Genomic DNA, 24,377 nt, shown 5'->3' on the forward strand with positions numbered 1-24,377 from the left:
GTGAGCATCCTCATCCCCACCGCACCCGCCAGCGACCAGCTGCACCGCGACGCCCTGACCGTCCTGCAGCCGGGCTTCGTGGGCACCACCGAGGTGCCCGAGTGGCTGCGCCGCCACCTGGCGGCCGGCCTCGGCTCGGTCGCGCTGTTCGGCCGCAACGTCACCGACCACGCGCAGCTCGCCGCGCTCACCCGCAAGCTGCGCGACGAGAACCCCGACCTGCTGATCGCCATCGACGAGGAGGGCGGCGACGTCACCCGCCTCGATGTCGGCGCCGGCTCCTCCTGGCCCGGCAACCTGGCCCTCGGCGCGATCGACGACCCGGCGCTGACCCGGGACGTCGCCCGCGAGCTGGGCCGGGCGCTGGCCGCCTGCGGCATCAACTACAACTGGGCGCCGACCGCCGACGTCAACTCCAACCCGCAGAACCCGGTCATCGGCGTGCGCTCATTCGGCGCCGACCCGGAGCTGTGTGCGCGGCACACCGCCGCCTGGGTGGAGGGCCTGCAGTCGGCCGGCGTCGCGGCCTGCGCCAAGCACTTCCCCGGCCACGGTGACACCAACGTGGACTCGCACCACGGCCTGCCGCTGATCGACGTGGACGTGGAGACCCTGCGCGCCCGCGACCTCGTCCCGTTCCAGGCCGCGATCGCGGCCGGCACCAAGGCCGTCATGACGGCCCACATCATGGTCCCGGCGCTCGACCCGAACCGCCCGGCCACGCTCAGCCCCTCGGTGCTCACCGACCTGCTGCGCGCCGCCCCGGCGGCCGGCGGCCTCGGCTACCAGGGCCTGATCGTCACCGACGCGATCGAGATGGGCGCCATCGCCGACACCGTCGGCATGGGCGAGGGCACCGCGCAGGCCCTGGCGGCCGGCGCGGACGCGATCTGCGTGGGCGGCGGCCTGTGCGACGAGGAGACCGTGCTGCTGCTGCGCGACGCCATCGTGGCGGCAGTGCGGGCCGGCGGCCTCTCCGAGGAGCGGCTCGCCGACGCCGCCGAGCGGGTGCGCTCGCTCGGCAGCTGGGGCCGGATCGCCGCCCAGGGCGAGCAGCGGCCCGCGGACCTCGCGGTCGGCCTGCGGGCCGCCCGCCGGGCGCTGCGGATCGTCCGCGCGCCGGGCCGCGAGGTGGCGCCGGTCACCGAGCGGCCGTACGTGGTGTCCTTCTCGGCCGAGCCCAATATCGCGGTCGGCGACGAGACGCCGTGGGGCGTGGCCGAGCTGCTCGCCGACCGCTTCCCCGGCACGCTGGCCCGGACGGTCGGCCCGGAGCACGCCGGCCCCGAACAGCTGGACGCCCTGGTCGCCGGGCTGGTGGCCGAGTCGGAGGGCCGCCGCACCGTCCTGGTGGTGCGCGACGTGCACCGGCACGCCTGGATGTCCGCGGCGCTCACCCGCCTCGTGGCGGCCCGTCCGGACGCCGCCGTGGTCGAGATGGGCATCCCGCAGTCCGGTCCGGTCGGCGCCCTGCACATCGCCACCCACGGCGCCGCCCGGGTCTGCGGACTCGCGGCCGTCGAGGTGCTCACCGGACAGTCGGGAGCGATCGGCTGAACCTTCGTCGGGCCACCGCCGCGAGCGGTGACCCGGGGTGCCCGAGAGGCATCCGCAGCCGGGCCCGCCATGCGCATGTCGCATGGCGGGCCCGCGGTGTTTCCGGCCCGGCTGACCTGCGGAAACGACCCCTGACGGTGTTCCCTCAAGTGGGCCTTAAGGCAGCCTTAAGTTCTACTTAGGGTGACGGCCCGGCGACTGATCGCCACGCGGTACAACAGGTCTGCAACGGCCTTTGCCCCAGGGCCATTTGGCGTTGACACCGGCAGTGGTCTAGGCCAGAGTCCAACCCATCCGGTTCGAACTCAAACCTCACCGGATGTGGTATCGGCCCTTCCCGAAGCTCTTCGTCGCGCCGCCCGGCCACCGCCGCCGGCGCCATCACGCTCCCGGCGGGCACAAGCTCCCAACACCCCTTCGGAGGACGGCGTGAAGACGCGTCAGCTCATGGCGACAATCGCGATCGCGGCCCTGGCCGCCGGGTTGACGGGCTGCAACTCCGGCGGGTCGTCCGCGCAGGGCGCCAAGGGTGCCGGCGGTGTCGACCCCAAGTCGGTCGGCGGCACGGTCACCGTCTGGCTCATGGAGGACGCCCAGCGGAACTGGCCCGACCTCGTCCAGCGGGTCAACGACGACTTCGCCGCCAAGTACCCGAACGTCACCCTGAGGCTCGCCTACCAGGGCTGGGCGGACAAGCTCGCCAAGCTGGACGCGGCGATCGCGGCCGGCGCCGCCCCGGACGTCGTGGAGCTCGGCAACACCGAGACCATGAAGTACGTCCTGTCCGGCGCACTCGCCCCGGTCGAGCGGAGCACCTTCGAGAACTCCGACGCCTGGATCCCCGGCCTGGTGAACACCTGCACCTACCAGGACAAGGTCTGGTGCGTGCCGTACTACTCCGGCGCCCGGGTCGCGATCTACGACTCGGCGGCCTTCCAGTCGGCCACCGGCAGCGCCGAGTTCCCGAAGACCGAGGACGAGCTCAAGGCGGCGCTGGACAGGATCGACCGGTCCAAGGGCGACAAGACCTACTCCGCGCTCTACCTGCCCGGCCCGTACTGGTACGCCGCGATGAGCTACGTGCACGCCTACGGCGGAGCCATCGCCCGCTTCGACAGCGCCGGGATCTGGCACGGCACCCTGAGCGACCCCAAGTCCAAGCAGGGCATCAGCCACTTCATCGAGCTGGTGCGCAAGTACAACAAGGGCGACCTCTCGGTCAACGAGCTCAACCAGTACGAGGCGATGGCGCGCGGCCGGGCCGCGGCCTTCTACGGCAACGGCTACGAGGTCGCCAGCGTGACCGCCCCGGTCACCGGCAACCCGAACCTCAAGAACTCGGTCAAGGTCGCCACCATGCCCGGCCCGGACGGCAAGCCGCTGCCGACCTTCATCGGCGGCTCCGACCTCGCCGTCACCGCCAAGTCGGCCTCGCTGGAGGCGGCCACCGACTGGGTGCGGATGTTCACCAGCGGCAAGTCCCAGCAGGTGCTGGCGGACAAGGACATCCTGCCGAACAACCTCAACCAGCTGGCCCCGCTGCGCTCCAAGCCGGCCACCGCCGCCGCGGCCAACACGGTGGCGAACTCCTGGTTCACCCCGCTGGCGCCCGGCTGGGGCGCGATCGAGAAGAAGAAGGTCCTCGCGGACATGCTCACCTCGATCCTGCGCGGCAAGTCGGTCGACCAGGCCACCAAGGACGCCGACGCCCAGATCGACCAGCTGATCAACAACCCGTCCTGACCCGGTCCGGACGCCCCTGCCGCAGGTGGGGAGCCCCGGCCCGGGCAGGGCGGGGGCTCCCTCGGATGTGCTCCACCCCGGAGCCCCCCGTAGGATTGCCGCAGGAATCACCGCAGCGAGTGTGCGGACTCGCCGCCGTAGAGGTCCCCGCCGGGCACGTCCGCCCGGGTGGGGTCGAACCATCTCATCGGAGGCACATCCAGATGTCCGACACGCAGACTGTTTCCGTCCCCGGCCGGATCATGGCGGCGGAGATGGCCGAGCAGCCGGCCGTCCTCCAGCGCATCCTCGACGAGGGCGCTCCGAAGATCCGCGAGATCGCCGCCCAGATCGCCGCCCGGAACCCGCGCTTCGTCCTGCTCACCGCGCGCGGTACGTCCGACAACGCGGCGCTGTACGCCAAGTACCTGATCGAGATCCTGCTCGGCAAGCCGGCCGGCCTGACCTCGATGTCCACCACCACGGCCTACGGCGCCAAGCCCGACCTCACCGACGTGCTGGTCGTCACCGTCAGCCAGTCGGGCGGTTCGCCGGACCTCGTGGCGTCCACCAAGGCGGCCCGCGAGGCCGGTGCGATCACGCTCGCGGTCACCAACAACGCCGCCTCGCCGCTGGCCGAGGTGTCCGAGTTCCACATCGACGTGCTGGCGGGCCCGGAGAAGGCGCTGCCGGCCACCAAGACCTACACCGCCGAGCTGCTGGCGCTCTACCTGCTGGTCGAGGGCCTGCGGGGCGGCGACGGCTCGGCCGCCAAGGAGCTGCCGGCCCTGGCCGCCGGCGTCCTGGCCCGCCAGGGCGAGGTGAAGGCCCTGGCCGAGCGGTACCGCTTCGCCCAGCGCCTGGTCATCACCTCGCGCGGCTACGGCTACCCGACCGCCCGCGAGGCGGCGCTGAAGCTGATGGAGACCACCTACATCCCGGCCTCCCCGTTCTCCGGCGCCGACCTGCTGCACGGCCCGCTGGCCATGGTGGACAACGTCTCCCCGGTCATCGCGATCGTGCCGGACGGCAAGGGCGGCGAGGCCCTGCAGCCCGTCCTGGACCGCCTGCGCGGCCGCGGCGCGGACCTCGTGGTGGTCGGCCAGCAGGCGCAGGTGGAGAGCGCCTCCGCGGGCTTCGCGCTGCCGGCCGGGGTGCCGGAGGAGGTCCAGCCGATCCTGGAGATCCTGCCGCTGCAGCTGCTGGCCTACGAGGTCACCATCGCCCGCGGCCAGGACCCGGACGCCCCCCGCGCGCTGGCGAAGGTCACCGAGACCCACTGACGCGCTCCCGTACGGAACGCCGAACCCCCGTCCACAGCCTGTGGACGGGGGTTCGGCGTCTGCCGCGCCCTGAGCGCGCGACGGGTCGGCGGGCACCGGAAGGCGCCGTTGCGAGGCGGCGCCCGGAACGCACTACGGGCCACGGCGCCGACACGGGACCCTCAACCCATGCGGCACCGCAGCCCGGAGCTGTCGTCGGGCGCCGGTGACGATCGAGGACTGTGCGGGGTCCTCGTTCGGCGGCGACCGACCGAGGAGCGGCCTCGCGCGGTCAGGGCAGTTGCGCGGTGGGCCTCTCCTTGGTGCCCTTTCATTGTGGACTAGACCAATCTGGGTTGTCCAGGGCTCGCCCAAAATTGGTCTGGACAACTCGGCGGGCCGCCCCGGAGAGGGTCCCGGGCGCAGGCCCGGGCCGCTGGGGCTACGCTCGCCATGTGCCCTCGCTGAACGAACTCGTCCGCCGCCACACCACCCTGACCGGTGCCGATGTGGAGTGGCTCCACATGCTGGTCTCGGAGTGGCAGCTCCTCTCCGACCTCTCCTTCGCCGACCTGGTGCTGTGGATCCCGACCTGGGACGGCATCCGCTACGTCTCGGTGGCCCAGATGCGACCCAACACCGGGCCCACCTCGTACCAGGACGACATGGTCGGCCACCTCGTCCCGCGCGGGCGCCGGCCGCTGCTGGACGCCGCGTTCGACGAGGGCCGGATCGTGCGGGAGGGCGACCCCGAGTGGCGCGAGGAGGTGCCCGTCCGGGTGGAGTCGATCCCGGTCCGGCGCGAGGGCAAGGTGCTGGGCGTCATCGCCCGCAACACCAATCTGCTGACCGTCCGCACCCCCAGCCGGCTCGAACTCACCTACCTGCAGAGCGCCTCCGACCTGGCCCAGATGATCGCGGCGGGCGCCTTCCCGTACCCCGGCGTCGAGCAGGCCGACATGGACGCCGCCCCGCGGGTCGGCGACGGCCTGATCCGGTTGGACGCCGACGGGGTGGTCACCTACGCCAGCCCCAACGCGCTCTCCGCGTACCACCGGCTGGGCCTCACCACCGACCTGGTCGGCAGCCACCTGGGCCGCACCACCGCGGACCTCGCCCCGCCCTCCCGCGCGGCGGTGCACGAGGCGCTGGTGAAGATCGCCAGCGGTTGGGCCCCGCGGCAGACCGAGGTGGAGGCGCAGGGCGGGGTGGTGACCCTGCGGGCGATCCCGCTGAAGCCCAAGGGCACGCTGACCGGTTCGCTGGTGCTCTGCCGGGACGTCACCGAGCTGCGCCGGCGCGATCGGGAGCTGATGACCAAGGACGCCACCATCCGGGAGATCCACCACCGGGTGAAGAACAACCTGCAGACGGTGGCCGCGCTGCTGCGGCTGCAGTCGCGCCGGATGGAGTCCGAGTCCGGCCGGGCCGCGCTGGACGAGGCGGTGCGCCGGGTCGGCTCGATCGCCATCGTGCACGAGACGCTCTCGCAGGCCCTGGACGAGCAGGTCACCTTCGACGAGATCGCCGACCGGGTGCTCGCCATGGTGATGGAGCTCTCCCAGGACGGCCGGGTGGCCACCCGCCGCAGCGGCAGCTTCGGCATCCTCTCCGCCGAGGTGGCCACGCCGCTGGCGATGGTGCTGACCGAGCTGCTGCAGAACGCGCTGGAGCACGCCTTCGGCCCGACGGCCTCGGGCAACCTGGAGGTCAGCGCGCTGCGCGGCCGGGCGCCGGCCACCGGCATCGGCTGGTCGGAGAGTTGGAACGGTGGCGCCAAGCCGGAGGAGTACCTGCTGATCACGGTGCAGGACGACGGCCGGGGCATGCCGGAGGGCTTCGACCCGCAGCAGGCGGGCAACCTCGGTCTGCAGATCGTCCGGACGCTGGCGACCGGGGAGCTGGGCGGCACCTTCGACATGGTGGCCGGGCCGGAGGGCGGGACCAAGGTGGTCCTGGAGATCCCGGTGCGCTGAGAGGCGCAGTTGTGAAGGAGTGCGGGAGGGGCGTGCCCCGGGCCGATGCGCCGGGGGCGTGCTCCTGCACAATCGGGGGCGCGGGGGCGCCGTGGCCGGTGCGGGGTGTCGGGACACAGAAACGAGGCCCTGTCGACCGGGGGGGGGTGGGTCGACAGGGCCTCTCAACCCGTTCCGGCCGTCGGGGGGAGTCGGCCGGAACGGGGGCTCTGGGTAGTGCGACACCTCACCGATGCGTTGCACACGGTGAGCGCCACAGCTCCACAATATTGCTCTAAGTGAACAGTATCAAGTGGCTGGGCGGCCCGGTGTCGCAGAACTGTGCCGAGCACGGTCCTTCGTGCGGAAGGCTTCACCAGGAGGTGCAGGGAAGCCTGTGATCATGGGCTGATCGGATGGTGCGGTTACTGCCGGTAATACCGTGAGTGATCAGGCGGTGCGGGCGCGGTTGCGGGCGGCGCGGCGCTTCATCGCACGACGCTCGTCCTCGCTCATGCCGCCCCAGACGCCGGCGTCCTGGCCGGTTTCGAGCGCCCACTGCAGGCACTGCTCCATGACCGGACAGCGGCGGCACACGGCCTTGGCTTCCTCGATCTGCAGCAGAGCAGGACCGGTGTTCCCGATCGGGAAGAAAAGCTCCGGGTCCTCTTCGCGGCAGACAGCGCGGTGGCGCCAGTCCATGGTCGTCCAACTCCTCCTGCCGGCGGGGGTGGCCCGGTCGGCATAATCGATGGCTTGTGAATGTGAACGCTTTCACGAATCCCGCAACAGCAAAAGAGACCAAAGGCCCGCCGGGCCCGGGTGGTCTGTGCTGGGGAGGGATTCGGTGATCAGAGGAGCTTCGCTGCCGGCACTCGCCATGGTCTGGTGTTGCCGCGGCTGCGATGCGTCCCGATCGCCATGTAGAGGTTCGCAAACCTCGGGCCCGGATACAACCCCCTTCGGCGAGGAATTTTTGATTCTTCGGTGTCGCCTAGCTCACAGCCCGTACTTCTATGGGGTGAAGGGGGCTTGTGCGTTCGAGAAGAAGGGGGAACCCCCCTTCTAGTCACACAATCACACGCAGTGCACGTCGAACGCCTGTGAAACTGACGCGACTCCTGTCTCCAAGGTGGTCCCCATCGACCTGGAAGGGGACCGGTTCCTCTGAAACCAAGGTGAAGTGTCTGACGTCGTGATAGGAGACGAGGTGCTTGCCGGACGGGCCGGCGGGCACCGCACCGTCCCCCGAAGGCGCGTGCGACCGCAGGATCTGACGGACCGTTCGAGCGGTGCCGAACGCGGTCATCCGGGTGATGCCGAAGACGTCGAGGTCCGTGTCGAAGGAGGCGAGCGGCGAGGGATAGACCGGGCGGTTGCCCAGGAACGTCCAGGGCGAGGTGTTGCTGACTATCGCCAGCACCAGCCCCGGCACCGGCTCGTGGCCCGTGAGCTGCAGCGTCACCGGGCCGGCCTTGCGCTGCTCACGCTGGGTGACATAGTGCCGGAGCGCCTGCCCGACGTAGAGCGCGTGGGTGGACTTGCGCCCCGCGCGGCGCTGCTCCTCCACCCGGCCGACCACGCCGGCGTCGAAGCCCAGGCCGGCGGTGAAGGTGAACCAGCGGTCCGGCAGTCCGTCGGTCAGCGCCTTGCCCAGGCCGATCGGCCGCTCGCGGCGCTGCTCCAGGGCGTTCAGCAGGACGCCGGTGGCCTCGACCGGGTCGTTCGGCAGGCCCAGAGCGCGGGCGAAGACGTTGGTGGAACCGCCGGGGACCACGGCCAGCCGCGGTACCCGCTCACCGGGGCCGTGCGCCAGCAGCCCGTTCACCGCCTCGTTGACCGTGCCGTCGCCCCCCAGGGCCACCACCAGGTCGACCGTGCCGTCCTCGACGGCCTCGCGCGCCAGGTCGCGGGCGTGCCCCCGGTACTCCGTATGGGCGACCTCCAGCTTGAGGTCACTGCGCAGGGCGTGGATGAGAACGTCCCGGGTGCGGCCACTGGTGGTGGTCGCCTTCGGATTCACGACCAGGAGAGCGCGCATGTGCTCAGCCTACGGGTCGGCGCGCCGTGCCCGGCGGCTACCCTGCTGGAGTGACCGCGAAATCCTCCGCCCCCGCCCCCGCGCCCGCCACCGGGGCCCCCGCCGACCGCCCCGCCGCGCTGGTCGCCGGTGCCGCCATCACCGCGCTGGAGGGCGCCGTCCTGGCCGTCGTCGGCGTCTGGGACATGATCTCGGCGCTCTCCGGGGACGCCAAGCAGCTCGGCCTGCAGGAGTTCGGCGGGGCGCTCATCGTGCTGCTCGGCGTGCTGCCGCTGCTCGCCGCCCGCGCCCTGCTCAAGGGGCAGCGCTGGGGCCGCAGTCCGGCCGTCCTCACCAACTCGATCTGCCTGCCGGTCGCCTACTACATGTGGCAGAACGGCGGCCTCACCGCGGTGATCGGCACCGCCGTCGGCCTGGTCGGCCTGGTCGGCATCGGCGCGCTGCTGAGCCCGAAGGCGACCGCGGCCCTCTACGCCCCGCACGACGGCGAGGCGTAGAGGGCCGGGACGGCCGGGAGCGGCTCCTACTCCTCCACCAGGAGCTTCTCCCGCAGCTGGGCCAGCGTCCGGGCCAGCAGTCGCGACACGTGCATCTGGGAGATCCCCACCTCGGCGGCGATCTGCGACTGGGTCATGTTGCGGAAGAACCGCAGCACCAGGATCTTCTGCTCCCGGGGCGGCAGTTGGGCGAGCAGCGGCTTCAGCGACTCGCGGTACTCGACGCCCTCCAGCGCCTCGTCGGTGGCGCCGAGGGTGTCCGCGACGGCCGGCGACTCGTCGTCGCTGTCCGGGACGTCCAGCGACAGCGTGGAGTACGCGTTGGCGGACTCCAGGCCCTCCAGGACGTCCTCCTCGGAGATCCCCAGGTGCTCGGCCAGCTCGTGCACCGTGGGGGAGCGGCCGTGCCGCTGGGAGAGCTCGCTGGTCGCCGTGGTCAGCGACAGCCGCAGCTCCTGGAGCCGGCGCGGCACCCGGACCGCCCAGCCCTTGTCGCGGAAGTGCCGCTTGATCTCGCCGACGATGGTCGGCGTCGCGTACGTGGAGAACTCCACGCCGCGCTCGTGGTCGAAGCGGTCCACCGACTTGATCAGGCCGATGGTGGCGACCTGCGTCAGGTCGTCCAGCGGCTCGCCGCGGTTGCGGAAGCGCCGGGCCAGGTGCTCGACCAGCGGGATGTGCATCCGCACCAGCTGGTTGCGCAGCTCGACCCGCTCCGGCGAGCCCTCCGGCAGCGCGGCCAGCCGGACGAACAGGGCCCGGGCCGCCTCGCGGTCCGGTGCGGAGCTGCGCTGGGCGCTCTGCGCCGGCACGGAGCTCCGCAGCACCTCGGCCGCCTCGTTCTCGGCCGCCGGGCGCTCGGTGCGCTCGGCGGACGGGGGCGCGTGCGGGGGCGACTGCCCGGACGTCGGGTCGGACGTCGGCTCGGTCGGCTGGCTCATCCGGTGGGCGTCCTTCGGGTGCGCTTCGTCGTGGGCGGCGAGGCCGGGCACACTCGCCTGGGTCGGTACGGCAGGGCCCGCCGTCGCGAGGCCGGTACGGTCCAGATCACTCACGGCCATTCCCCCGTTCCGTTCCGGGAGCACCGGGCCGCGGGATGCGGACCCGGAGTCGTCTCGTTGGTCGTACCGCGTGGTGTGCGGTACCGGGAGCCGTACGCCCGGCCCGGTGGGGGTGCCGGGCGGACGGCCCTTGTTCGGCGCTGCATCGAGGACGGCCTAGTGGGCCGACGGCCCGCCGCGCTTCTTGTGCAGGCTGATCGACACGGTCCGGTCCTCGCCGACCGAGGAGTCCACCTCGCCGGCCAGCGCGGAGAGCACCGTCCAGGCGAAGGTGTCCCGTTCGGGGGCCCGGCCGTCGGTGGTCGGCGCCGAGACCGTGACCTTCAGCGAGTCCCCGACCAGCCGGAACTCGCAGGAGAGGATCGAGCCGGGCACCGCCTGCTGGAGCAGGATGGCGCAGGCCTCGTCCACCGCGATCCGCAGGTCCTCGATCTCGTCCAGTGTGAAGTCCAACCGGGCCGCCAGGCCCGCCGTCGCCGTGCGCAGGACCGAGAGGTAGGCCCCCGCCGCGGGCAGCCGGACCTCCACGAAGTCCTGCACTCCGGGCTCGCCGTCGATCTGGGACACCCTCACCTCCTGGGTGACGCGCTGTGCTTCCGGGCCCGTGGCCGCGGCACTGTCTGTTGCTTGGCTCAACTGCTTCGCCCCAACTGTCCAGAGGGGTGGTGCGGTACGTACCGGTCATACCCAGCCAAGGGTGGCCGGACGCCGCGCATCCGCCCGAGACGTTACCGCGATCGGCGGGCGGATGTCGCTGATCTCCGTCCGCCGTCACGGGAACGAGCGAACCCGTTGCGGGGGTCACTCATGGTAGGTCCGGGTGCCGCGGCATGGGCAGTGGTCGGACGCGTTCCGCTTGCGCGGTTCCGGTCCGGCCCCGGGTCGGTGCCGCCGGGCGGCGGATCAGCCGCGGCCGGCCGCGGCGAGGGCGTCCCCGGTGAGCCGGTAGACCGTCCACTCGTCCATCGGGACGGCGCCCAGCGACTTGTAGAAGTCGATCGAGGGCTGGTTCCAGTCGAGCACCGACCACTCCACCCGGGAGTAGCCGCGCTCCACGGCGATCCGCGCCAGCTCCAGCAGCAGCGCCTTGCCGTGCCCGCCGCCGCGCGCCTCCGGGCGGACGTAGAGGTCCTCCAGGTAGATCCCGTGGGTGCCGCGCCAGGTCGAGAAGTTGCGGAACCAGACCGCGAAGCCGACCGGCTCGCCGGTCGCGTCGTCCTCGGCGATCAGGCCGAACACCGCCGGGGAGTCGCCGAACAGCGCCTCGCGTAGCTGCTCCTCGGTGGCCACCGCCTCGTGCGGGGCCTTCTCGTACTCCGCGAGCTCGCGGATCATGGCGTGGACGACCGGGACGTCGGTGACTGCTGCGGTGCGGATCATGCCGTCGAGCCTACTGGGCCGGTCACGGCTCGTCCCAGGCCTGGACGGAGGTCTGTTCGACGATCCGGCCGCCGCGCAGCCCGGCGACCGAGCTGACCAGGACCCGCACCCCGTCGGGATAGCGGCAGGACTCCAGGAAGGCCACGTGGTCGCCCTGCAGCACCACCTGCTCCAGGGTGTGGGTGGTCTCCCGGCCGTAGAGGTCGTCCAGCATCGCGCCGATCCCCTCCCGGCCGCGCACCACCAGCGGGTGGCTCGGCTGGGTCGCCCGGTCGACGACGCGCAGTTCCGCGTCGTCCGCGTACAGCGCGAGCAGGAGGTCCGGGTCGCCGCGCTCGATCCCCTCGCGCAGCGCCCGGACGTCGAAGGCGGACGGGGCCGCGGTGGTCGTCATGGTCTCGCTCCTCCGGTCGCTTCCGCGGGCTCGTACTCCGAGCGTACGTCCGCGGGACCGGCGGGCGAGCGGGTGCGCCGGGCGCGTGCTCAGCCGGCGGCCACGCCCCGCAGGAAGCCGGCCAGCGCGGTGATCGCGGCGGGGTTGCGGGGGCTCTCGACCAGGGACGCGTAGTCCAGGACGAAGATCCGGTCGTTGCGCACGGCCGAGACGTTCGCCAGCGGCGGGAAGCTCTTCAGGAACGCCCGCTTGGCCTCGGCGTCGGGGGTGCCGTAGTCGTTGATCACGATCACCTCGGGATCGCGCTGCACCACGCTCTCCCACCCCACGGTGGTCCAGGAGTCGGCGAGGTCGCCCATGACGTTGGTGCCGCCGGCCCGGGCGATGATCTCCTCGGGCGCCCCGAACCGCCCCGAGGTGAACGGCTTGTCCTCGCCGCTGTCGTACAGGAAGACCCGCGGGCGCCGCTCCGGCTGCGGGACGGCGGCGACCTGCGCCTTGAGGTCGGCGATCAGCCGGTCGGCGCGGTCCCGGACGTCGAAGACCTCGCCCAGGTTGGCCAGGTCGGTCCAGAGCGCCTCCAGCGGGGACATCACCCCGCGTGCCTCGCCCCTGCCGCTGCGGCAGGACTCGGTGAGCACGTACGAGGCGATGCCGAGCTTGGCCAGGCTCTCCGGCGTGAGCCCGTCCGCCTCGCCGAAGCCGTAGTGCCAGCCGGCGAAGACCAGGTCGGCGCGGGCCTGCAGGACGATCTCCTTGGTGATCTGGTCCTTGGAGAGCCAGGCGGCCTGCCGGTACCCGTCCTTCCAGGGCAGCGCCGAGATGTCGCCGCGGTCGTCGGGCATCACGTAGCCGGCCATCCGGTCGGCCAGGCCGAGGGCGAACATCAGCTCGGTGATGCCGACGTCGTTGGTCACCACCCGGGCGGGCTTCTCCTTGAAGTTCAGCCGGGCACCGCAGTTGTCGACGGTGACGGGGTAGTGGCCGGTGGCGGTGCCGGCGCCCTGCGGGGGCGCTATCTCGGCGCCGCAGGCGCTCAGGGCGAGGGTCAGCAGGACGGCGGTGGCGGTGGCCTTGGTGCGCACGGGGGTTCCTCGGCGGTCGGGGGACGGCGGTGTCGGGGACGGCGGGGTCGGACGGGACGGGTACGGCGGGGTTCGGGGAGCGCGGTCGGACGGGCGGTCAGGAGCCGCTTGCGAGCCGGTCGAAGAGCAGCTGGACGGCGCCGGTCACCGGATGCGCGACCGGGTGCGCGCGCACCCCGAACACCTCGGCCAGCAGCGCGGGCCGCAGCACCTCGGCGGGCGGTCCGGAGGCGACGATCCGGCCGGCCTCGATCACGTACAGCAGATCGCAGTGCCCGGCCGCCAGGTTGAGGTCGTGCAGGGCCGTCAGCACGGTCGGCCCGGCCGCCCGGACCAGCGCCAGCACCTCCAACTGGTGCGCGATGTCCAGGTGGTTGGTGGGCTCGTCGAGCACCAGCACGCGCGGCTCCTGGACCAGCGCCCGGGCGATCAGCACCCGCTGCTTCTCGCCGCCCGAGAGGCTGAGGAAGCCGCGGCCGGCCAGGTGGGCCGCGCCGACCCGGGCCAGTGCCCCGGAGCAGGCGTCGCGGTCCGCGGCGCTCGGCCCGGCGATGCCGCCCCGGTGCGGCAGCCGGCCCATCCCGACCACCTCGGCCACCGTGAAGTCGAACTCCGCCGAGTGCTCCTGCGGGAGGGCGGCGACCCGGCGGGCGGCCTCGCGCGGCGCCAGCGCGTGCAGGTCGGCGCCGTCCAGCCGGACGGCCCCCGCGCTCGGCCGCAGCGCCCGGTACACGCAGCGCAGCAGCGTCGACTTGCCGCTGCCGTTGGGCCCGACCAGGCCGACCACCCGGCCGGCCGGCGCCTTCAGGGTCAGGTCGTGGACCAGGGTCGTCCCGGCGACGCCGACCGACAGGCCCTCGATGTCGACGTCCATCAGCGCCCTCCGAAGCTGTAGCCGCGCCGGCGCATCAGCAGCAGGAAGCACGGCACGCCGAGCACCGCGGTCACCACGCCGACCGGGAGTTCGGCGGGCGCCAGCACCACCCGCGCCACGATGTCCACCCAGACCAGCAGCAGCGCCCCGGCGAGCGGGGCGACCAGCAGCACCCGGCGGTGCCCGGCGCCGACCAGCATCCGGACCGCGTGCGGCACCATCAGCCCGACGAAGCCGATCGCCCCGCTCACCGCGACCACCGTGCCGGTCACCGCGGCCGTCACCAGGAAGAGTTCGCGCCGCAGCCGGTCGGGGTCCACGCCCAGCGAGGCGGCCGTCTCGTCGCCCATGGCCAGCGCGTCCAGCCGGCCGGCCGCGCAGGCCAGGTGGACCAGGCCCGCGGCCACCGTGGCGGCGGCGATCGGCACCGACCCCCAGGTCGCCCCGCCCAGGCTGCCGAGCAGCCACATCATCGCGCTGCGGGCCGCCTCCCCGCGCGCCGCGGCGAACACCATCAGCGCCGTCACCGCCGAGAAGCCGTACGACAGCGCGGTGCCGGTCAGCACCAGCCGCAGCGGCGTCAGCCCGTACGCGGTGCGGGCGACCGCGTACACCAGGGCCATCGCCAGCAGGGCCGAGCCGAACGCGGAGGCCGACAGCGCCCAGACGCCGAGCGAGGCGAAGGCGCCGAGCAGCAGGACGGCATTGGCGCCGACCGCCGCGCCCGAGGAGATGCCCAGCACGAAGGGGTCGGCCAGGGCGTTGCGCACCAGCGCCTGCACCGCCACCCCGGTGGCCGCGAGGCCGGCGCCGACCACGGCGGCCAGCACCGTGCGCGGCAGCCGGATCTCCCAGACGATCGCGTAGGCGGCGGCCTCCTCGGCCTCCAGCCGGCCGCCCGTCAGTCCGGCGCCCAGCAGCCGCAGCACGTGCGACCAGCCGAGTCCGGTGGAGCCCAGGGCGACCCCGCAGACCAGGGAGAGCAGCAGGGCGGCGGCGAGGGCCGCGGCCAGCGGGCCGGCGGGTGTGCGGCGGGCGTCCGGCGGGCCGGCCGCGGCGGTGCGCGCGGGGCGGCTCAGGGTGGTGCTCACGGGGCTGCGCCTTCGCCTCGGGCCGCGGGCAGGCCGGGGCGGCGCACGGGGCCTGACGGGTGCCCGGGCGCCATCCCCTCGCAGTCCACGGCGAGTTGTCGGGAGGTCGGCACCCGGGGGTGGTCGGGCTCGCGCGCCCCGGGGCGCGCTCACCGTTGCGGGTCAGCGCCGGATTCGCACCGGCTTCCCCCTCGGACGCCCTGGCAGCATAACAAGTGCACGGCCCGATGACCCCTTACTGCGGGGCCGCCCGCAGCCGCGACCGCCCCGCCTGCCCGCAGCCGCGACCGCCCCGCAGACGCGACCGCCCCGCCACCGGCGGACCGGGGGCGGGGCGGGAGCGGTGCGACCGGCGGGGATCAGCCCTGCTTGGTCTCCCAGAAGATCCGCTCGACCTCGGCGATCAGGTCGAGCAGGGCCTGGCCGGTGGCCGGGTCCGTGGACGCCTTGGCGGCCGAGGCGGCCTTCAGGGTGTCGTTCACCAGCTGGTGCAGCTGCGGGTACTTCTCGAAGTGCGGGGCCTTGAAGTAGTCGCTCCACAGCACCGAGATGTGGTGCTTGACCGCCTCGGCGCGCTGCTCCTTGATGATGACCGCGCGGGCCCGGAAGTGCGGGTCCTCGTTGGCCTGGTACTTCTCCTGAGTGGCCTTCACGGACTCGGCCTCGATCCGGGCCTGGGCCGGGTCGTACACGCCGCAGGGCAGGTCGCAGTGGGCGTGCGCGGTGGCGCGCGGTGCGAACAGACGAGAGAACATAGGGGGTTCCTTCCTGGATCGTCTTCCCGCGCCAGAGGTTACCGCTCGGGCGGCGGGGTTTCTCGATCCGTCCGCGGACGCGGGGCAAACGGCGGAGCGGCTGCGGTGCCGGCGCCCGTGCGGTGCCCGGGCTGCGGCGGGTGGCGGCCCGTGCGGCAGACTGGGCCGCGGCGGGGGCGGCAGAGCGGAGGAGGCGGGCGTGACGCGACTGGCCGAGCCGGAGGGCGGCGGCCACGGCGGCGGCGTGCTGCCGTTCGGGCTGGTCGACGTGGCCGGCGACTCCATGGTGCCGACCCTGCGCGACGGCGACCGGCTGCTGGTCCGCTACGGCGCACCGGTGCGGCCCGGCGCGGTGGCGGTCTTCCGGCACCCGCTGCGGCAGGACCTGCTGGTGGTGAAGCGGGTAGCCGGCCGCCGGCCGACGGGCTGGTGGATGCTCTCGGACAACCGCCCGATCGACAGCGACAGCCGGCAGTACGGGGCCGTTCCGGACGAGCTGGTGGTCGGCCGGGCGCTGCTGCGGCTCGCCCCGCGCCCGGTCTGGCTGGCCCCCGGCCGCCGGCTGGAGCGGCTGCTGCTCGCTGGCCGGCCGGTCCGGGTGCCGGGGCTGGCCCGGCGGCTCGGCGTCTGGGCGGACCCGGACCGGCTCTGACCGGCTCTGACCGGATCCGACCGGGCGCTCCGGCCGGGGCGGGCCCGGGTGCGGGGGTCAGCCCTGGGCGGGTGCGGAGGCGGCCTGTGCCTCCTGGCGCTTGCGGGCCCGGTAGGCGGCGACGTTGGCGCGGGTGGCGCAGCGGTCGGAGCAGTAGCGCCGGGAGCGGTTGGTGGAGGTGTCGAGGTAGGCGTTGCGGCAGGGGGCGGCCTGGCAGATGCCGAGCCGGTCGGCGCCGAGCTCGGTGAGGTGGACGGCCAGGCCCATGCAGGCCACCGCGGAGAAGTGCGCGGTGGCGGTGGGCGAGTTGTCGGCGAGGTGCAGGTGCCAGCGGGGCCGGCCTGCCGCGTCGAGGTACTCGTGGCCGGAGACCTGCGGGCTGACCGGGAACTCGATCAGCAGGCTGTTCAGCAGGTCGACGGCGCGTACCTCGTCGCTCTCGGCGGCGGCCTCGAAGACGCCGCGCAGCCGGGTGCGGACGGCCCGCAGCCTGGGCAGGTCCGACTCGTCGGCGAGCCCGGCGGCGCGCGAGGAGTCGGAGAACAGGCTGCGGAGTACCTCCACCGAGGTCAGCGAGTCGGTGCCGCGCTCGGGCTCCTCGGTGTTCACCAGCCGGACGGCGAGGTCGGCGTACGAGGCGAGCTCCACGGTGGTCCTTCCAGATGTCGGTAACGGGCTGTCTGCCTCCAGCCTATTACCCGTGCGGGGGATGCGTCGGGGGGAACGCGGCAGGGACGCAACGGTGCGCGTGCGGGCGCGTGCGCGGGGGCGCGCATGGTGTCCGGGCGCGTACGGGTGGCCGCGGACGGAACGGGTGCGGACGGCCGGCCCGGTGCGGGGCGGGCCCGTGCGGGCGGGCGCGTCCGGGGGCGGCGCGCGCGTGGGGCGCGGCGGGGAACGCGTCGGCGCCCGGCAGGACGGGGCCTGCCGGGCGCCGGGGGCAGCCGGTGGTCAGAGCACCTTGGACAGGAACGACCGGGTGCGCTCGTGCTGCGGGTCCGTGAGGACCTCGCGGGGGTTGCCGGCCTCGACGACGACACCGCCGTCCATGAAGACCAGCGCGTCGCCGACCTCGCGGGCGAAGCCCATCTCGTGGGTCACCACGACCATGGTCATGCCCTCCTCGGCGAGGCCGCGCATGACGTCGAGGACGTCGCCGACCAGCTCCGGGTCGAGCGCCGAGGTGGGCTCGTCGAAGAGCATCAGCTTGGGCTTCATGGCCAGCGCGCGGGCGATCGCCACGCGCTGCTGCTGGCCGCCGGAGAGCTGCGAGGGGAAGTTCTTGGCCTTGTCGGCCAGCCCGACCCGCTCCAGCAGGGCCATCCCGCGCTCGCGGGCGTCGCTGCGGCTCTCGCCCTTGACCTGGACCGGGGCCTCGATGACGTTCTCTATCGCCGTCATGTGGGGGAACAGGTTGAAGCGCTGGAACACCATGCCGATGTCACGGCGCTTGAGGGCGACCTCCTTGTCCTTCAGCTCGTAGAGCCGGTCGCCCTTCTGCCGGTAGCCGACCAGCTCGCCGTCCACCCAGAGGCGGCCGCCGTTGATCTTCTCCAGGTGGTTGATGCACCGCAGGAAGGTGGACTTGCCGGAGCCGGACGGGCCGATCAGGCAGAACACCTCGCCCTGCTTGACCTCCAGGTCGATGCCCTTGAGCACGTGCACGGCCCCGTAGGACTTCTGCACGCCCTCGGCCTTGACCATGGGCTCGACCGCTGCGTCCTTGGTCAGCTCGGTCATACGTGACCACCTCCCTCAAGGCCCGGAACGACGTCCGCCTGCTTGCTCGGCTTCGCCGGCTTGCCGCCGAAGAGGCTGCGGATCCGCTGGATCGGCGTGGGCGGGAGCGTACGGTTCGCACCACGAGCGTAGTGCCGCTCGATGTAGTACTGCACGACGGTGAGCAGCGAGGTGAGCGCCAGGTACCAGATGCTGATGACGATCAGCAGCGGGATGTTCTGGAAGGTGCGGGAGTAGATGTTCTGGCCCGCGCGGAAGAGCTCCTCGACCGCGATGACGCTGACCAGCGAGGTGGTCTTCAGCATCGAGATGGTCTCGTTGCCGGTCGGCGGGATGATCACCCGCATCGCCTGCGGCAGGATGATCCGCCGCATGGTGTCGAACCGGCTCATGCCCAGGGCGTGCGCGGCCTCCTGCTGGCCCTCGTCCACCGACTGGATGCCGCCGCGGACGATCTCCGCCATGTACGCGGCCTCGTTCAGGCCCAGGCCCAGCAGGGCGGCCACGAAGGTCGGGATCAGGACGTTGGTCTGCTCGGACCAGAACTCCGGGCCGAACGGGATGCCGATCGAGAGCTTGGCCCAGAGCAGGCCGAGGAAGTTCCAGAACACCAGCTGCACGAGCACCGGGGTGCCGCGGAAGACCCAGATGTAGACCCAGGCGGTGCCGGAGAGCAGCGGGTTCGGCGACAGCCGCATCACCGCGAGGACGACGCCGCCGACCAGGCCCATGACCATGGCCAGCGCGGTCAGTTCCAGGGTGACCAGCAGGCCCTGGAGGATGCGGTCGTCGAAGAGGTAGTTCCCGACGATGTCCCACTTGAAGGCGGGGTTGTAGATGAGGGCGTTGAGCAGCATCGCCGCGAGGACGAGGATGACGGCTGCTCCGGCCCAGCGTCCGGGGTGGCGGACCGGGACGGCCTTGAAGTCTTCAGGTCGTCCCGGGCCGGCTGTCCCCTTGTGGGGAGTGTTCACTGTGAGGCCTCAGAAGGGGGTCGCGTTGGTACGAGAAGCGGCGGGGGTTCAGCTGGTCGCGCCGTTGACCTGCGCCTTGTCGATGGCGCCGGCCTCCACGCCCCACTTCTGGAGGATCTGCTTGTAGGTGCCGTCGTCGATGAGCGACTGGACGGCGCCCTGGACGGCCGGGGTGAGCGGGGTGTTCTTCGCCAGGGCGATGCCGTACGGGGCGGCGCCGTAGGTCGCGCCGACCTTCTCCAGCTGGCCGCCGGACTGCTTGATGGCGTAGTCGACGACCGGCGAGTCGGCCAGCATCACCTGGTCGCGCCCGGCGACCACGGCGTTGGTGACGTCGGTCTGCAGGTCGAACTTGTCGCCGTCGTTCGGGATGGCCGGCTTGCCGGCCGCGGTGCAGTCGGTGTTGCGCTTCGGGATGTCCTCGGTGGCCTGCGTGGTACCGGTCTGGACGGCGACCTTCTTGCCGCACAGGTCGTCGGCGTTGATCTTGTCCGGGTTGCCCTTCTTCACGGCGGCGGCGGTGCCGGCGGTGAAGTAGGTGACCATGTCGACGGTCTCCTCGCGCTCCTTCGTGTCGGTGAAGGAGCTCATCCCGAGCTGGTACTTGTTGGCGCCGATGCCGGGGATGATCGCGGTGAACGCGGCGTTCTGGACCTCGGCCTTGAGGCCGAGCTTGGCGGCGATGGCGTTGGCCAGGTCGACGTCCATGCCGACGATGTTGCCCTTGTCGTCGGTGAACTCGTTGGGGGCGTACGAGGCGTCCGAGCCGACCACCAGCTTGCCGGAGGACTTGAGGTCGGCGGGCACCAGGGCAACGAGCTTGTCGTCCGCCTTGACCTCGTTGATCGTCGCGCTCGCGTTGGGTGCGCCGCTGCTGTCGTCGTTGTTGTCGCCGCAGGCGGTGAGTCCGAGCGAGAGGGAGGCGACTACCGCGACGGCCGCGAAGAGCCGGGAGCGCTGGGTACGGGCGGTCATGAGGGGGATCTCCTCCTGATGGAGAGGTCGGGCGGAGCGCGCCGCGGGGGAGCGGCACACCGGGGCAGCCTGGCCGTACGACGCTGTACGGGGTCGGTCGGTGCCGGGTGTACGTCGTCGTACGGGAAGAGCCGGTCGTGCATCGGCCTGCGCTGGGATCGCACAGGGTCGTGCGGGGGTACAGCTGGTCCTGCTACCGCCACCCTCCGCCGAGGTGGACGTTGACCGAACCGCCTCGACCAGTGGTCGGCTCGATCCGAGATGGGGGGAATCCTGCCATCTGATGACGGTCAGGTGGCCCTCATTCAGATCAAAATCGGATAACGAGGGGGCAGACCGTCCGCTATTCGGACGAATGCGGAGGCCCTGTCACCCTGCGTATAAGTATGCAGATCCAGCGTCGCCGCGCCCGGAGGCCCGCCCGGACGAGTCCGCATGCCCGCCGGACGGGTGGGCCCCCCTCGTGCGGACGGCCCGGGCGTCCCCCCCAGGGCACCCGGGCTCCGCGTCACCGGCCGCCGCGCGCCGCGTCAGATCCCGCCGTTGACCACTGCGTTCTGGGCCGCGCCGGCGCTGACGTTCCACTTGGCGAGGATCTTGTCGTACTCGCCGCTGCGGATCAGCTGGTCCACCGCCTTGGCGATGGCGTCGCGCAGCTCGCCGTCCTCCTTGCGCACCGCGATGCCGTACGGGATCGAGGTGGACTGCAGGCCGGTGACCTCGAAGCGGTTGCCGTTCTCGATGGTCTTCGCCGCGTGCGCGGCGACCGGGTAGTCGTTGAAGCCGGCCACCGCAGCGCCGGAGGCCACCTCGGCGAGCGCCTTGGAGTCGCTGTCGAACTTCTTGACCTTGATCGGCTTGTTCACCCGGTTGCAGGCCGTCACCTGCCGCCCGATGATCTCGTCCTGCGTGGTGCCCTGCTGGAGCGCCACGGTCATGCCGCAGAGGTCGTCCAGCCGCTTGATGCCCTTCGGGTTGCCCTTCTGCACGATGATCGAGGTGCCGGCGATGAAGTAGTCCACGAAGTCGACACCCGGGGTGACCTTCGCACCGCTGTCGTCGATGCCCTCGCGGCGCTGGCGGGTGTCGCTGAGCGCGGACATCGCCACGTCGAACTGCTTGCCGTGCAGGTTCGGTATGACCTTCTCGAAGGGCGTGTCGGTGATCTCGACCTTCAGGCCGAGGATCTTGCCGAGCGCGTTGGCGATGTCCGGGTCCAGGCCCTCGGGCTGGCCGTCGGCGCCGCGGAACTCCACCGGCGGGTAGTTGAGGTCCGAACCGATCTTCAGGACACCGGCGGCCCGCTGAGCCTTCGGGACCTTGGCCCGGATCTCCTCGACCGGGTCCTTCGGGGCCTGCGGACCGGAGCTGCACGAGGTCAGCAGGAGGGTCCCGGCGGCGGCCAGGGCGGTGCCGAGCGCGGCCGGACGTCGGGCGTGGGGAGGGTGGTGCACGGTGCTGCTCCTGTGGGAGGGAGGGTGGTGATGCCAGAGCGGCGCGGGGGTGTACGCGCGGTGGCGGAATCGGATCCTCCCATCCCGCCCTGAAGGGCCGGGCGGCGGGTGTGTCAGAATCTGGTATCGGGTGACCCCCGACGCTCGAACCCAGACCGCCGAGTCGCGACAGGCTCGGGGTGCCCAGGGCCGGAAGTCGCAGACGACGACTCCGTACCCGGGGTGCCGGCTCCCCTCCGTGTCCGGGTTCACTCCTGCGGGTGCGGGCGCTCATTCGCCATTGCCGCCGCGGTGCCCGTACTTCCGACGACGGGCGCCGGTCAAGTGGCTGCGGGGCGGATGAAGAGCACGTGACGAGGACGAAAAGGCATAGGTGCGATGCCGTCGTCCGACCTAGGCTCGGCCGGAGCACGCGCAGACAAAAGACTCAAAACCCTCACCCGAGGGCGCCGCCCGACGGCAGCGCCCCGACCCCGCCGGCCGGGTCCGCTTCGGCGCACCCGGTCCCGTGCACCGGTTCTGTCGTACCCGGTGCCCCGGTGGGGCCGTCCGCCCGTCGGTTGCGTCCTCGCTGACTATGACGAAGAGGTCATCGTGGCAGCGGAGATCATCCACAGCACTACCCAGGACACCGACGATCCGGTCGACGCCGTGTTCGCACTGCACCGCGGCGGCAAGATGGAGGTCCGGGCGACCGTCCCGGTGCGCGACGCGGACGACCTGTCCCTCGCCTACACCCCCGGTGTCGCCCGCGTCTGCACGGCCATCGCCGAGCAGCCCGAGCTGGTGAACGACTACACCTGGAAGTCCAACACCGTGGCCGTCGTCACCGACGGCACCGCCGTGCTGGGCCTGGGCGACATCGGCCCGGAGGCCTCGCTGCCCGTCATGGAGGGCAAGGCCATCCTGTTCAAGCAGTTCGGCGGCGTGGACGCGGTGCCGATCGCGCTGGCCTGCACCGGGGTCGACGAGATCGTCGAGACGGTCGTGCGGCTGGCGCCCTCCTTCGGCGGCGTCAACCTGGAGGACATCTCCGCCCCCCGCTGCTTCGAGATCGAGCGCCGGCTCCAGGACGCCCTGGACATCCCGATCTTCCACGACGACCAGCACGGCACCGCGATCGTCACCACCGCCGCGCTCTGGAACGCCGCCAAGGTGACCGGCCGTGAGATCGGCTCGCTGCGGGCCGTCATCTCCGGTGCCGGCGCGGCCGGCATCGCCATCGCCAAGATGCTGGTCGCGGCCGGCGTCGGCGACGTGGCCGTCTGCGACCGCCGCGGCGTGGTGTACGAGGGCCGTGGCGACCTCACCGACGTCAAGGCCGAGATCGCCGCGCAGACCAACCGGGCCGGCATCAAGGGCAGCCTGGCCGAGGCGCTGGCCGGCGCCGACGTCTTCATCGGCGTCTCCGGCGGCACCGTGCCGGAGGAGGCCGTCGCCACCATGGCCGAGGGCGCGTTCATCTTCGCGATGGCCAACCCCAACCCGGAGATCCACCCCGAGGTCGCGCACAAGTACGCGGCCGTCGTGGCCACCGGCCGCAGCGACTTCCCGAACCAGATCAACAACGTGCTGGCCTTCCCCGGCATCTTCGCCGGCGCCCTCCAGGTGCGGGCCACCCGGATCACTGAGGGCATGAAGCTGGCCGCCGCCAAGGCCCTGGCCGGCGTCGTCGCCGACGAGCTGACCCCGCAGAAGGTCATCCCCTCGCCGTTCGACGAGCGGGTCGCCCCCGCGGTCACCAAGGCCGTGGCCGAGGCCGCCCGGGCCGAGGGCGTGGCTCGCCGCTGACCTCCGGTCAACGCCGGTACCGGGCCCGGAACACGCGGTGAGCGTCACACCTGCGCGTGGTTCCGGGCCCAGGCCGTCGGGGCTATCGTCCGGACCATGTTTGCTGCCTACGCCGCACGAATCGACGCCGCCGACCCGCTGAGCGGGCTGGAACTGGGCGAACTGCCGGATCCCGTAGCCCGCCCCGGCTGGAGCGTCGTCACGGTCAGGGCGGCCAGCCTCAACCACCACGACCTGTGGTCGCTGCGCGGGGTCGGCCTGCCCGCCGAGCGGCTGCCGATGATCCTCGGCTGCGACGCCGCCGGCATCGACGAGCACGGCAACGAGGTCGTCCTGCACTCCGTCGTCGGCCAGAGCGGGCACGGGGTCGGCCCGGACGAGCCGCGCTCCATCCTGACCGAGCGCTACCAGGGCACCTTCGCGCAGAAGGTGGCCGTCCCCACCTGGAACCTCCTGCCCAAGCCGGCCGCGCTGAGCTTCGAGGAGGCCGCCTGCCTGCCCACCGCCTGGCTGACGGCGTACCGGATGCTGTTCACCAACGCCGGGGTCCGGCCCGGTGACACGGTGCTGGTGCAGGGCGCCGGCGGCGGCGTCTCCACCGCCCTGATCGTCCTCGGCAAGGCGGCCGGCCTGCGGGTCTGGGTCACCGGCCGGGACGAGGCCAAGCGCGCCCGGGCCCTCGAACTGGGGGCCGACGCCGTCTTCGAGAGCGGCGCCCGGCTGCCCGAGCGGGTCGACGCGGTCATGGAGACGGTCGGCGCCGCGACCTGGTCGCACTCGGTCAAGTCGCTGCGGCCCGGCGGCACCGTGGTCATCTCCGGTGCCACCTCGGGGCCCAACCCGATCGCCACCGAGCTGAACCGGATCTTCTTCCTGGAGCTCAAGGTGGTCGGCTCGACCATGGGCACCAAGGAGGAGCTGGCCGGACTCCTCTCGCTCTGCGCCACCACCGGGGTCCGCCCGGTGATCGACTCGGTGCTGCCGCTGGACCGGGCGCCGGAGGCCCTCGCCCGGCTGGCCGGCGGGGACGTCTTCGGCAAGCTGGTCCTGACGCCGTGACGTCGTGACGGCCTGATGCGGGAACGGCCGAGGGGCCCGGGGCAGCGACGGTCGGAAC

General features: G+C 72.4%; 23 protein-coding genes and 1 riboswitch. Of the genes, 8 read left to right on the top strand and 15 right to left on the bottom strand.

The window, feature by feature from the left end:
- The 4 genes from ACWGB8_RS15245 to ACWGB8_RS15260 all read left to right on the top strand — a co-directional run bounded on the left by ACWGB8_RS15245 (nucleotide 1) and on the right by ACWGB8_RS15260 (nucleotide 6,517).
- Nucleotides 1-1,557: a glycoside hydrolase family 3 protein gene (locus tag ACWGB8_RS15245; RefSeq protein ID WP_452213813.1), complete on the top strand. Its 1,557-nt coding sequence runs from the start codon at nucleotides 1-3 to the stop codon at nucleotides 1,555-1,557.
- Nucleotides 1,558-2,004: 447 nt separating this feature from the next.
- Complete coding sequence (locus tag ACWGB8_RS15250) at nucleotides 2,005-3,300, top strand: extracellular solute-binding protein (protein WP_452213849.1); 1,296 nt, start codon at nucleotides 2,005-2,007, stop codon at nucleotides 3,298-3,300.
- Between the two features lie 203 nt (nucleotides 3,301-3,503).
- Entirely contained in the window at nucleotides 3,504-4,562 is a 1,059-nt protein-coding gene (locus ACWGB8_RS15255; RefSeq protein WP_452213815.1) for an SIS domain-containing protein, read from the top strand.
- 434 nt (nucleotides 4,563-4,996) lie between these two features.
- Complete coding sequence (locus ACWGB8_RS15260; RefSeq protein WP_452213817.1) at nucleotides 4,997-6,517, top strand: sensor histidine kinase; 1,521 nt, start codon at nucleotides 4,997-4,999, stop codon at nucleotides 6,515-6,517.
- A 429-nt stretch (nucleotides 6,518-6,946) separates the two neighbouring features.
- Here ACWGB8_RS15260 and ACWGB8_RS15265 read toward each other — a convergent pair whose 3' ends face one another.
- Together ACWGB8_RS15265 and ACWGB8_RS15270 are read right to left on the bottom strand one after the other, a co-directional pair.
- Entirely contained in the window at nucleotides 6,947-7,198 is a 252-nt protein-coding gene (locus ACWGB8_RS15265) for a WhiB family transcriptional regulator (RefSeq protein WP_014138019.1), read from the bottom strand.
- Between the two features lie 367 nt (nucleotides 7,199-7,565).
- Entirely contained in the window at nucleotides 7,566-8,537 is a 972-nt protein-coding gene (locus ACWGB8_RS15270) for a diacylglycerol/lipid kinase family protein (protein WP_452213819.1), read from the bottom strand.
- 50 nt (nucleotides 8,538-8,587) lie between these two features.
- Between ACWGB8_RS15270 and ACWGB8_RS15275 the strand changes: the two genes are divergently transcribed.
- A complete protein-coding gene (locus ACWGB8_RS15275; RefSeq protein WP_452213821.1) occupies nucleotides 8,588-9,034 on the top strand; it encodes a hypothetical protein in 447 nt (148 codons plus the stop codon).
- Between the two features lie 26 nt (nucleotides 9,035-9,060).
- Here the strand turns inward: ACWGB8_RS15275 and ACWGB8_RS15280 are convergent, their stop codons facing one another.
- The 8 genes from ACWGB8_RS15280 to sodN form a co-directional block, all read right to left on the bottom strand.
- The gene (locus ACWGB8_RS15280) at nucleotides 9,061-10,095 is read right to left on the bottom strand and encodes a SigB/SigF/SigG family RNA polymerase sigma factor (protein ID WP_452213823.1); all 1,035 of its coding nucleotides are present in this window, start codon (nucleotides 10,093-10,095) and stop codon (nucleotides 9,061-9,063) included.
- A 156-nt stretch (nucleotides 10,096-10,251) separates the two neighbouring features.
- A complete protein-coding gene (locus ACWGB8_RS15285; protein WP_452213825.1) occupies nucleotides 10,252-10,662 on the bottom strand; it encodes an anti-sigma regulatory factor in 411 nt (136 codons plus the stop codon).
- A 336-nt stretch (nucleotides 10,663-10,998) separates the two neighbouring features.
- Complete coding sequence (locus ACWGB8_RS15290) at nucleotides 10,999-11,475, bottom strand: N-acetyltransferase family protein (RefSeq protein ID WP_452213827.1); 477 nt, start codon at nucleotides 11,473-11,475, stop codon at nucleotides 10,999-11,001.
- 22 nt (nucleotides 11,476-11,497) lie between these two features.
- Complete coding sequence (locus ACWGB8_RS15295) at nucleotides 11,498-11,869, bottom strand: nuclear transport factor 2 family protein (RefSeq protein WP_452213829.1); 372 nt, start codon at nucleotides 11,867-11,869, stop codon at nucleotides 11,498-11,500.
- 89 nt (nucleotides 11,870-11,958) lie between these two features.
- Nucleotides 11,959-12,954, bottom strand: a complete 996-nt coding sequence (locus tag ACWGB8_RS15300) for an ABC transporter substrate-binding protein (RefSeq protein ID WP_452213830.1) — start codon at nucleotides 12,952-12,954, stop codon at nucleotides 11,959-11,961.
- 97 nt (nucleotides 12,955-13,051) lie between these two features.
- Complete coding sequence (locus ACWGB8_RS15305; protein WP_452213832.1) at nucleotides 13,052-13,828, bottom strand: ABC transporter ATP-binding protein; 777 nt, start codon at nucleotides 13,826-13,828, stop codon at nucleotides 13,052-13,054.
- Entirely contained in the window at nucleotides 13,828-14,907 is a 1,080-nt protein-coding gene (locus ACWGB8_RS15310; RefSeq protein WP_452213850.1) for a FecCD family ABC transporter permease, read from the bottom strand. The genes ACWGB8_RS15305 and ACWGB8_RS15310 overlap by 1 nt, the downstream gene beginning before the upstream one ends.
- Before the next feature lie 109 nt (nucleotides 14,908-15,016).
- A riboswitch (cobalamin riboswitch) is annotated at nucleotides 15,017-15,151 on the bottom strand.
- A gap of 127 nt (nucleotides 15,152-15,278) precedes the next feature.
- Nucleotides 15,279-15,674 (bottom strand): superoxide dismutase, Ni, encoded by a 396-nt coding sequence (sodN, locus tag ACWGB8_RS15315; RefSeq protein WP_452213834.1) that lies wholly within the window; start codon nucleotides 15,672-15,674, stop codon nucleotides 15,279-15,281.
- Nucleotides 15,675-15,957: 283 nt separating this feature from the next.
- Between sodN and sodX the strand changes: the two genes are divergently transcribed.
- Nucleotides 15,958-16,326, top strand: coding sequence for a nickel-type superoxide dismutase maturation protease (gene sodX / locus ACWGB8_RS15320; RefSeq protein WP_452213852.1), 369 nt, complete (start codon nucleotides 15,958-15,960; stop codon nucleotides 16,324-16,326).
- A 57-nt stretch (nucleotides 16,327-16,383) separates the two neighbouring features.
- Here the strand turns inward: sodX and ACWGB8_RS15325 are convergent, their stop codons facing one another.
- From ACWGB8_RS15325 to ACWGB8_RS15345, 5 genes are all read right to left on the bottom strand, one after another.
- The gene (locus ACWGB8_RS15325) at nucleotides 16,384-16,974 is read right to left on the bottom strand and encodes a CGNR zinc finger domain-containing protein (protein ID WP_452213836.1); all 591 of its coding nucleotides are present in this window, start codon (nucleotides 16,972-16,974) and stop codon (nucleotides 16,384-16,386) included.
- Between the two features lie 303 nt (nucleotides 16,975-17,277).
- Nucleotides 17,278-18,066, bottom strand: coding sequence for an amino acid ABC transporter ATP-binding protein (locus tag ACWGB8_RS15330; protein WP_452213837.1), 789 nt, complete (start codon nucleotides 18,064-18,066; stop codon nucleotides 17,278-17,280).
- Nucleotides 18,063-19,040, bottom strand: coding sequence for an amino acid ABC transporter permease (locus ACWGB8_RS15335; RefSeq protein ID WP_452213838.1), 978 nt, complete (start codon nucleotides 19,038-19,040; stop codon nucleotides 18,063-18,065). The genes ACWGB8_RS15330 and ACWGB8_RS15335 overlap by 4 nt, the downstream gene beginning before the upstream one ends.
- A 48-nt stretch (nucleotides 19,041-19,088) precedes the next feature.
- Entirely contained in the window at nucleotides 19,089-20,015 is a 927-nt protein-coding gene (locus ACWGB8_RS15340) for an ABC transporter substrate-binding protein (protein WP_452213840.1), read from the bottom strand.
- 530 nt (nucleotides 20,016-20,545) lie between these two features.
- Nucleotides 20,546-21,469, bottom strand: coding sequence for an ABC transporter substrate-binding protein (locus ACWGB8_RS15345; protein WP_452213841.1), 924 nt, complete (start codon nucleotides 21,467-21,469; stop codon nucleotides 20,546-20,548).
- 594 nt (nucleotides 21,470-22,063) lie between these two features.
- On the opposite strand from ACWGB8_RS15345, the gene ACWGB8_RS15350 reads away from it, so the two are divergent.
- Both ACWGB8_RS15350 and ACWGB8_RS15355 read left to right on the top strand, forming a co-directional pair.
- Nucleotides 22,064-23,260, top strand: a complete 1,197-nt coding sequence (locus ACWGB8_RS15350; protein WP_452213842.1) for an NAD(P)-dependent malic enzyme — start codon at nucleotides 22,064-22,066, stop codon at nucleotides 23,258-23,260.
- A 96-nt stretch (nucleotides 23,261-23,356) separates the two neighbouring features.
- Nucleotides 23,357-24,319, top strand: a complete 963-nt coding sequence (locus ACWGB8_RS15355; protein WP_452213844.1) for a zinc-binding dehydrogenase — start codon at nucleotides 23,357-23,359, stop codon at nucleotides 24,317-24,319.
- Nucleotides 24,320-24,377: the final 58 nt, after the last annotated feature.

Source organism: Kitasatospora sp. NPDC054939 (genome assembly GCF_053610105.1).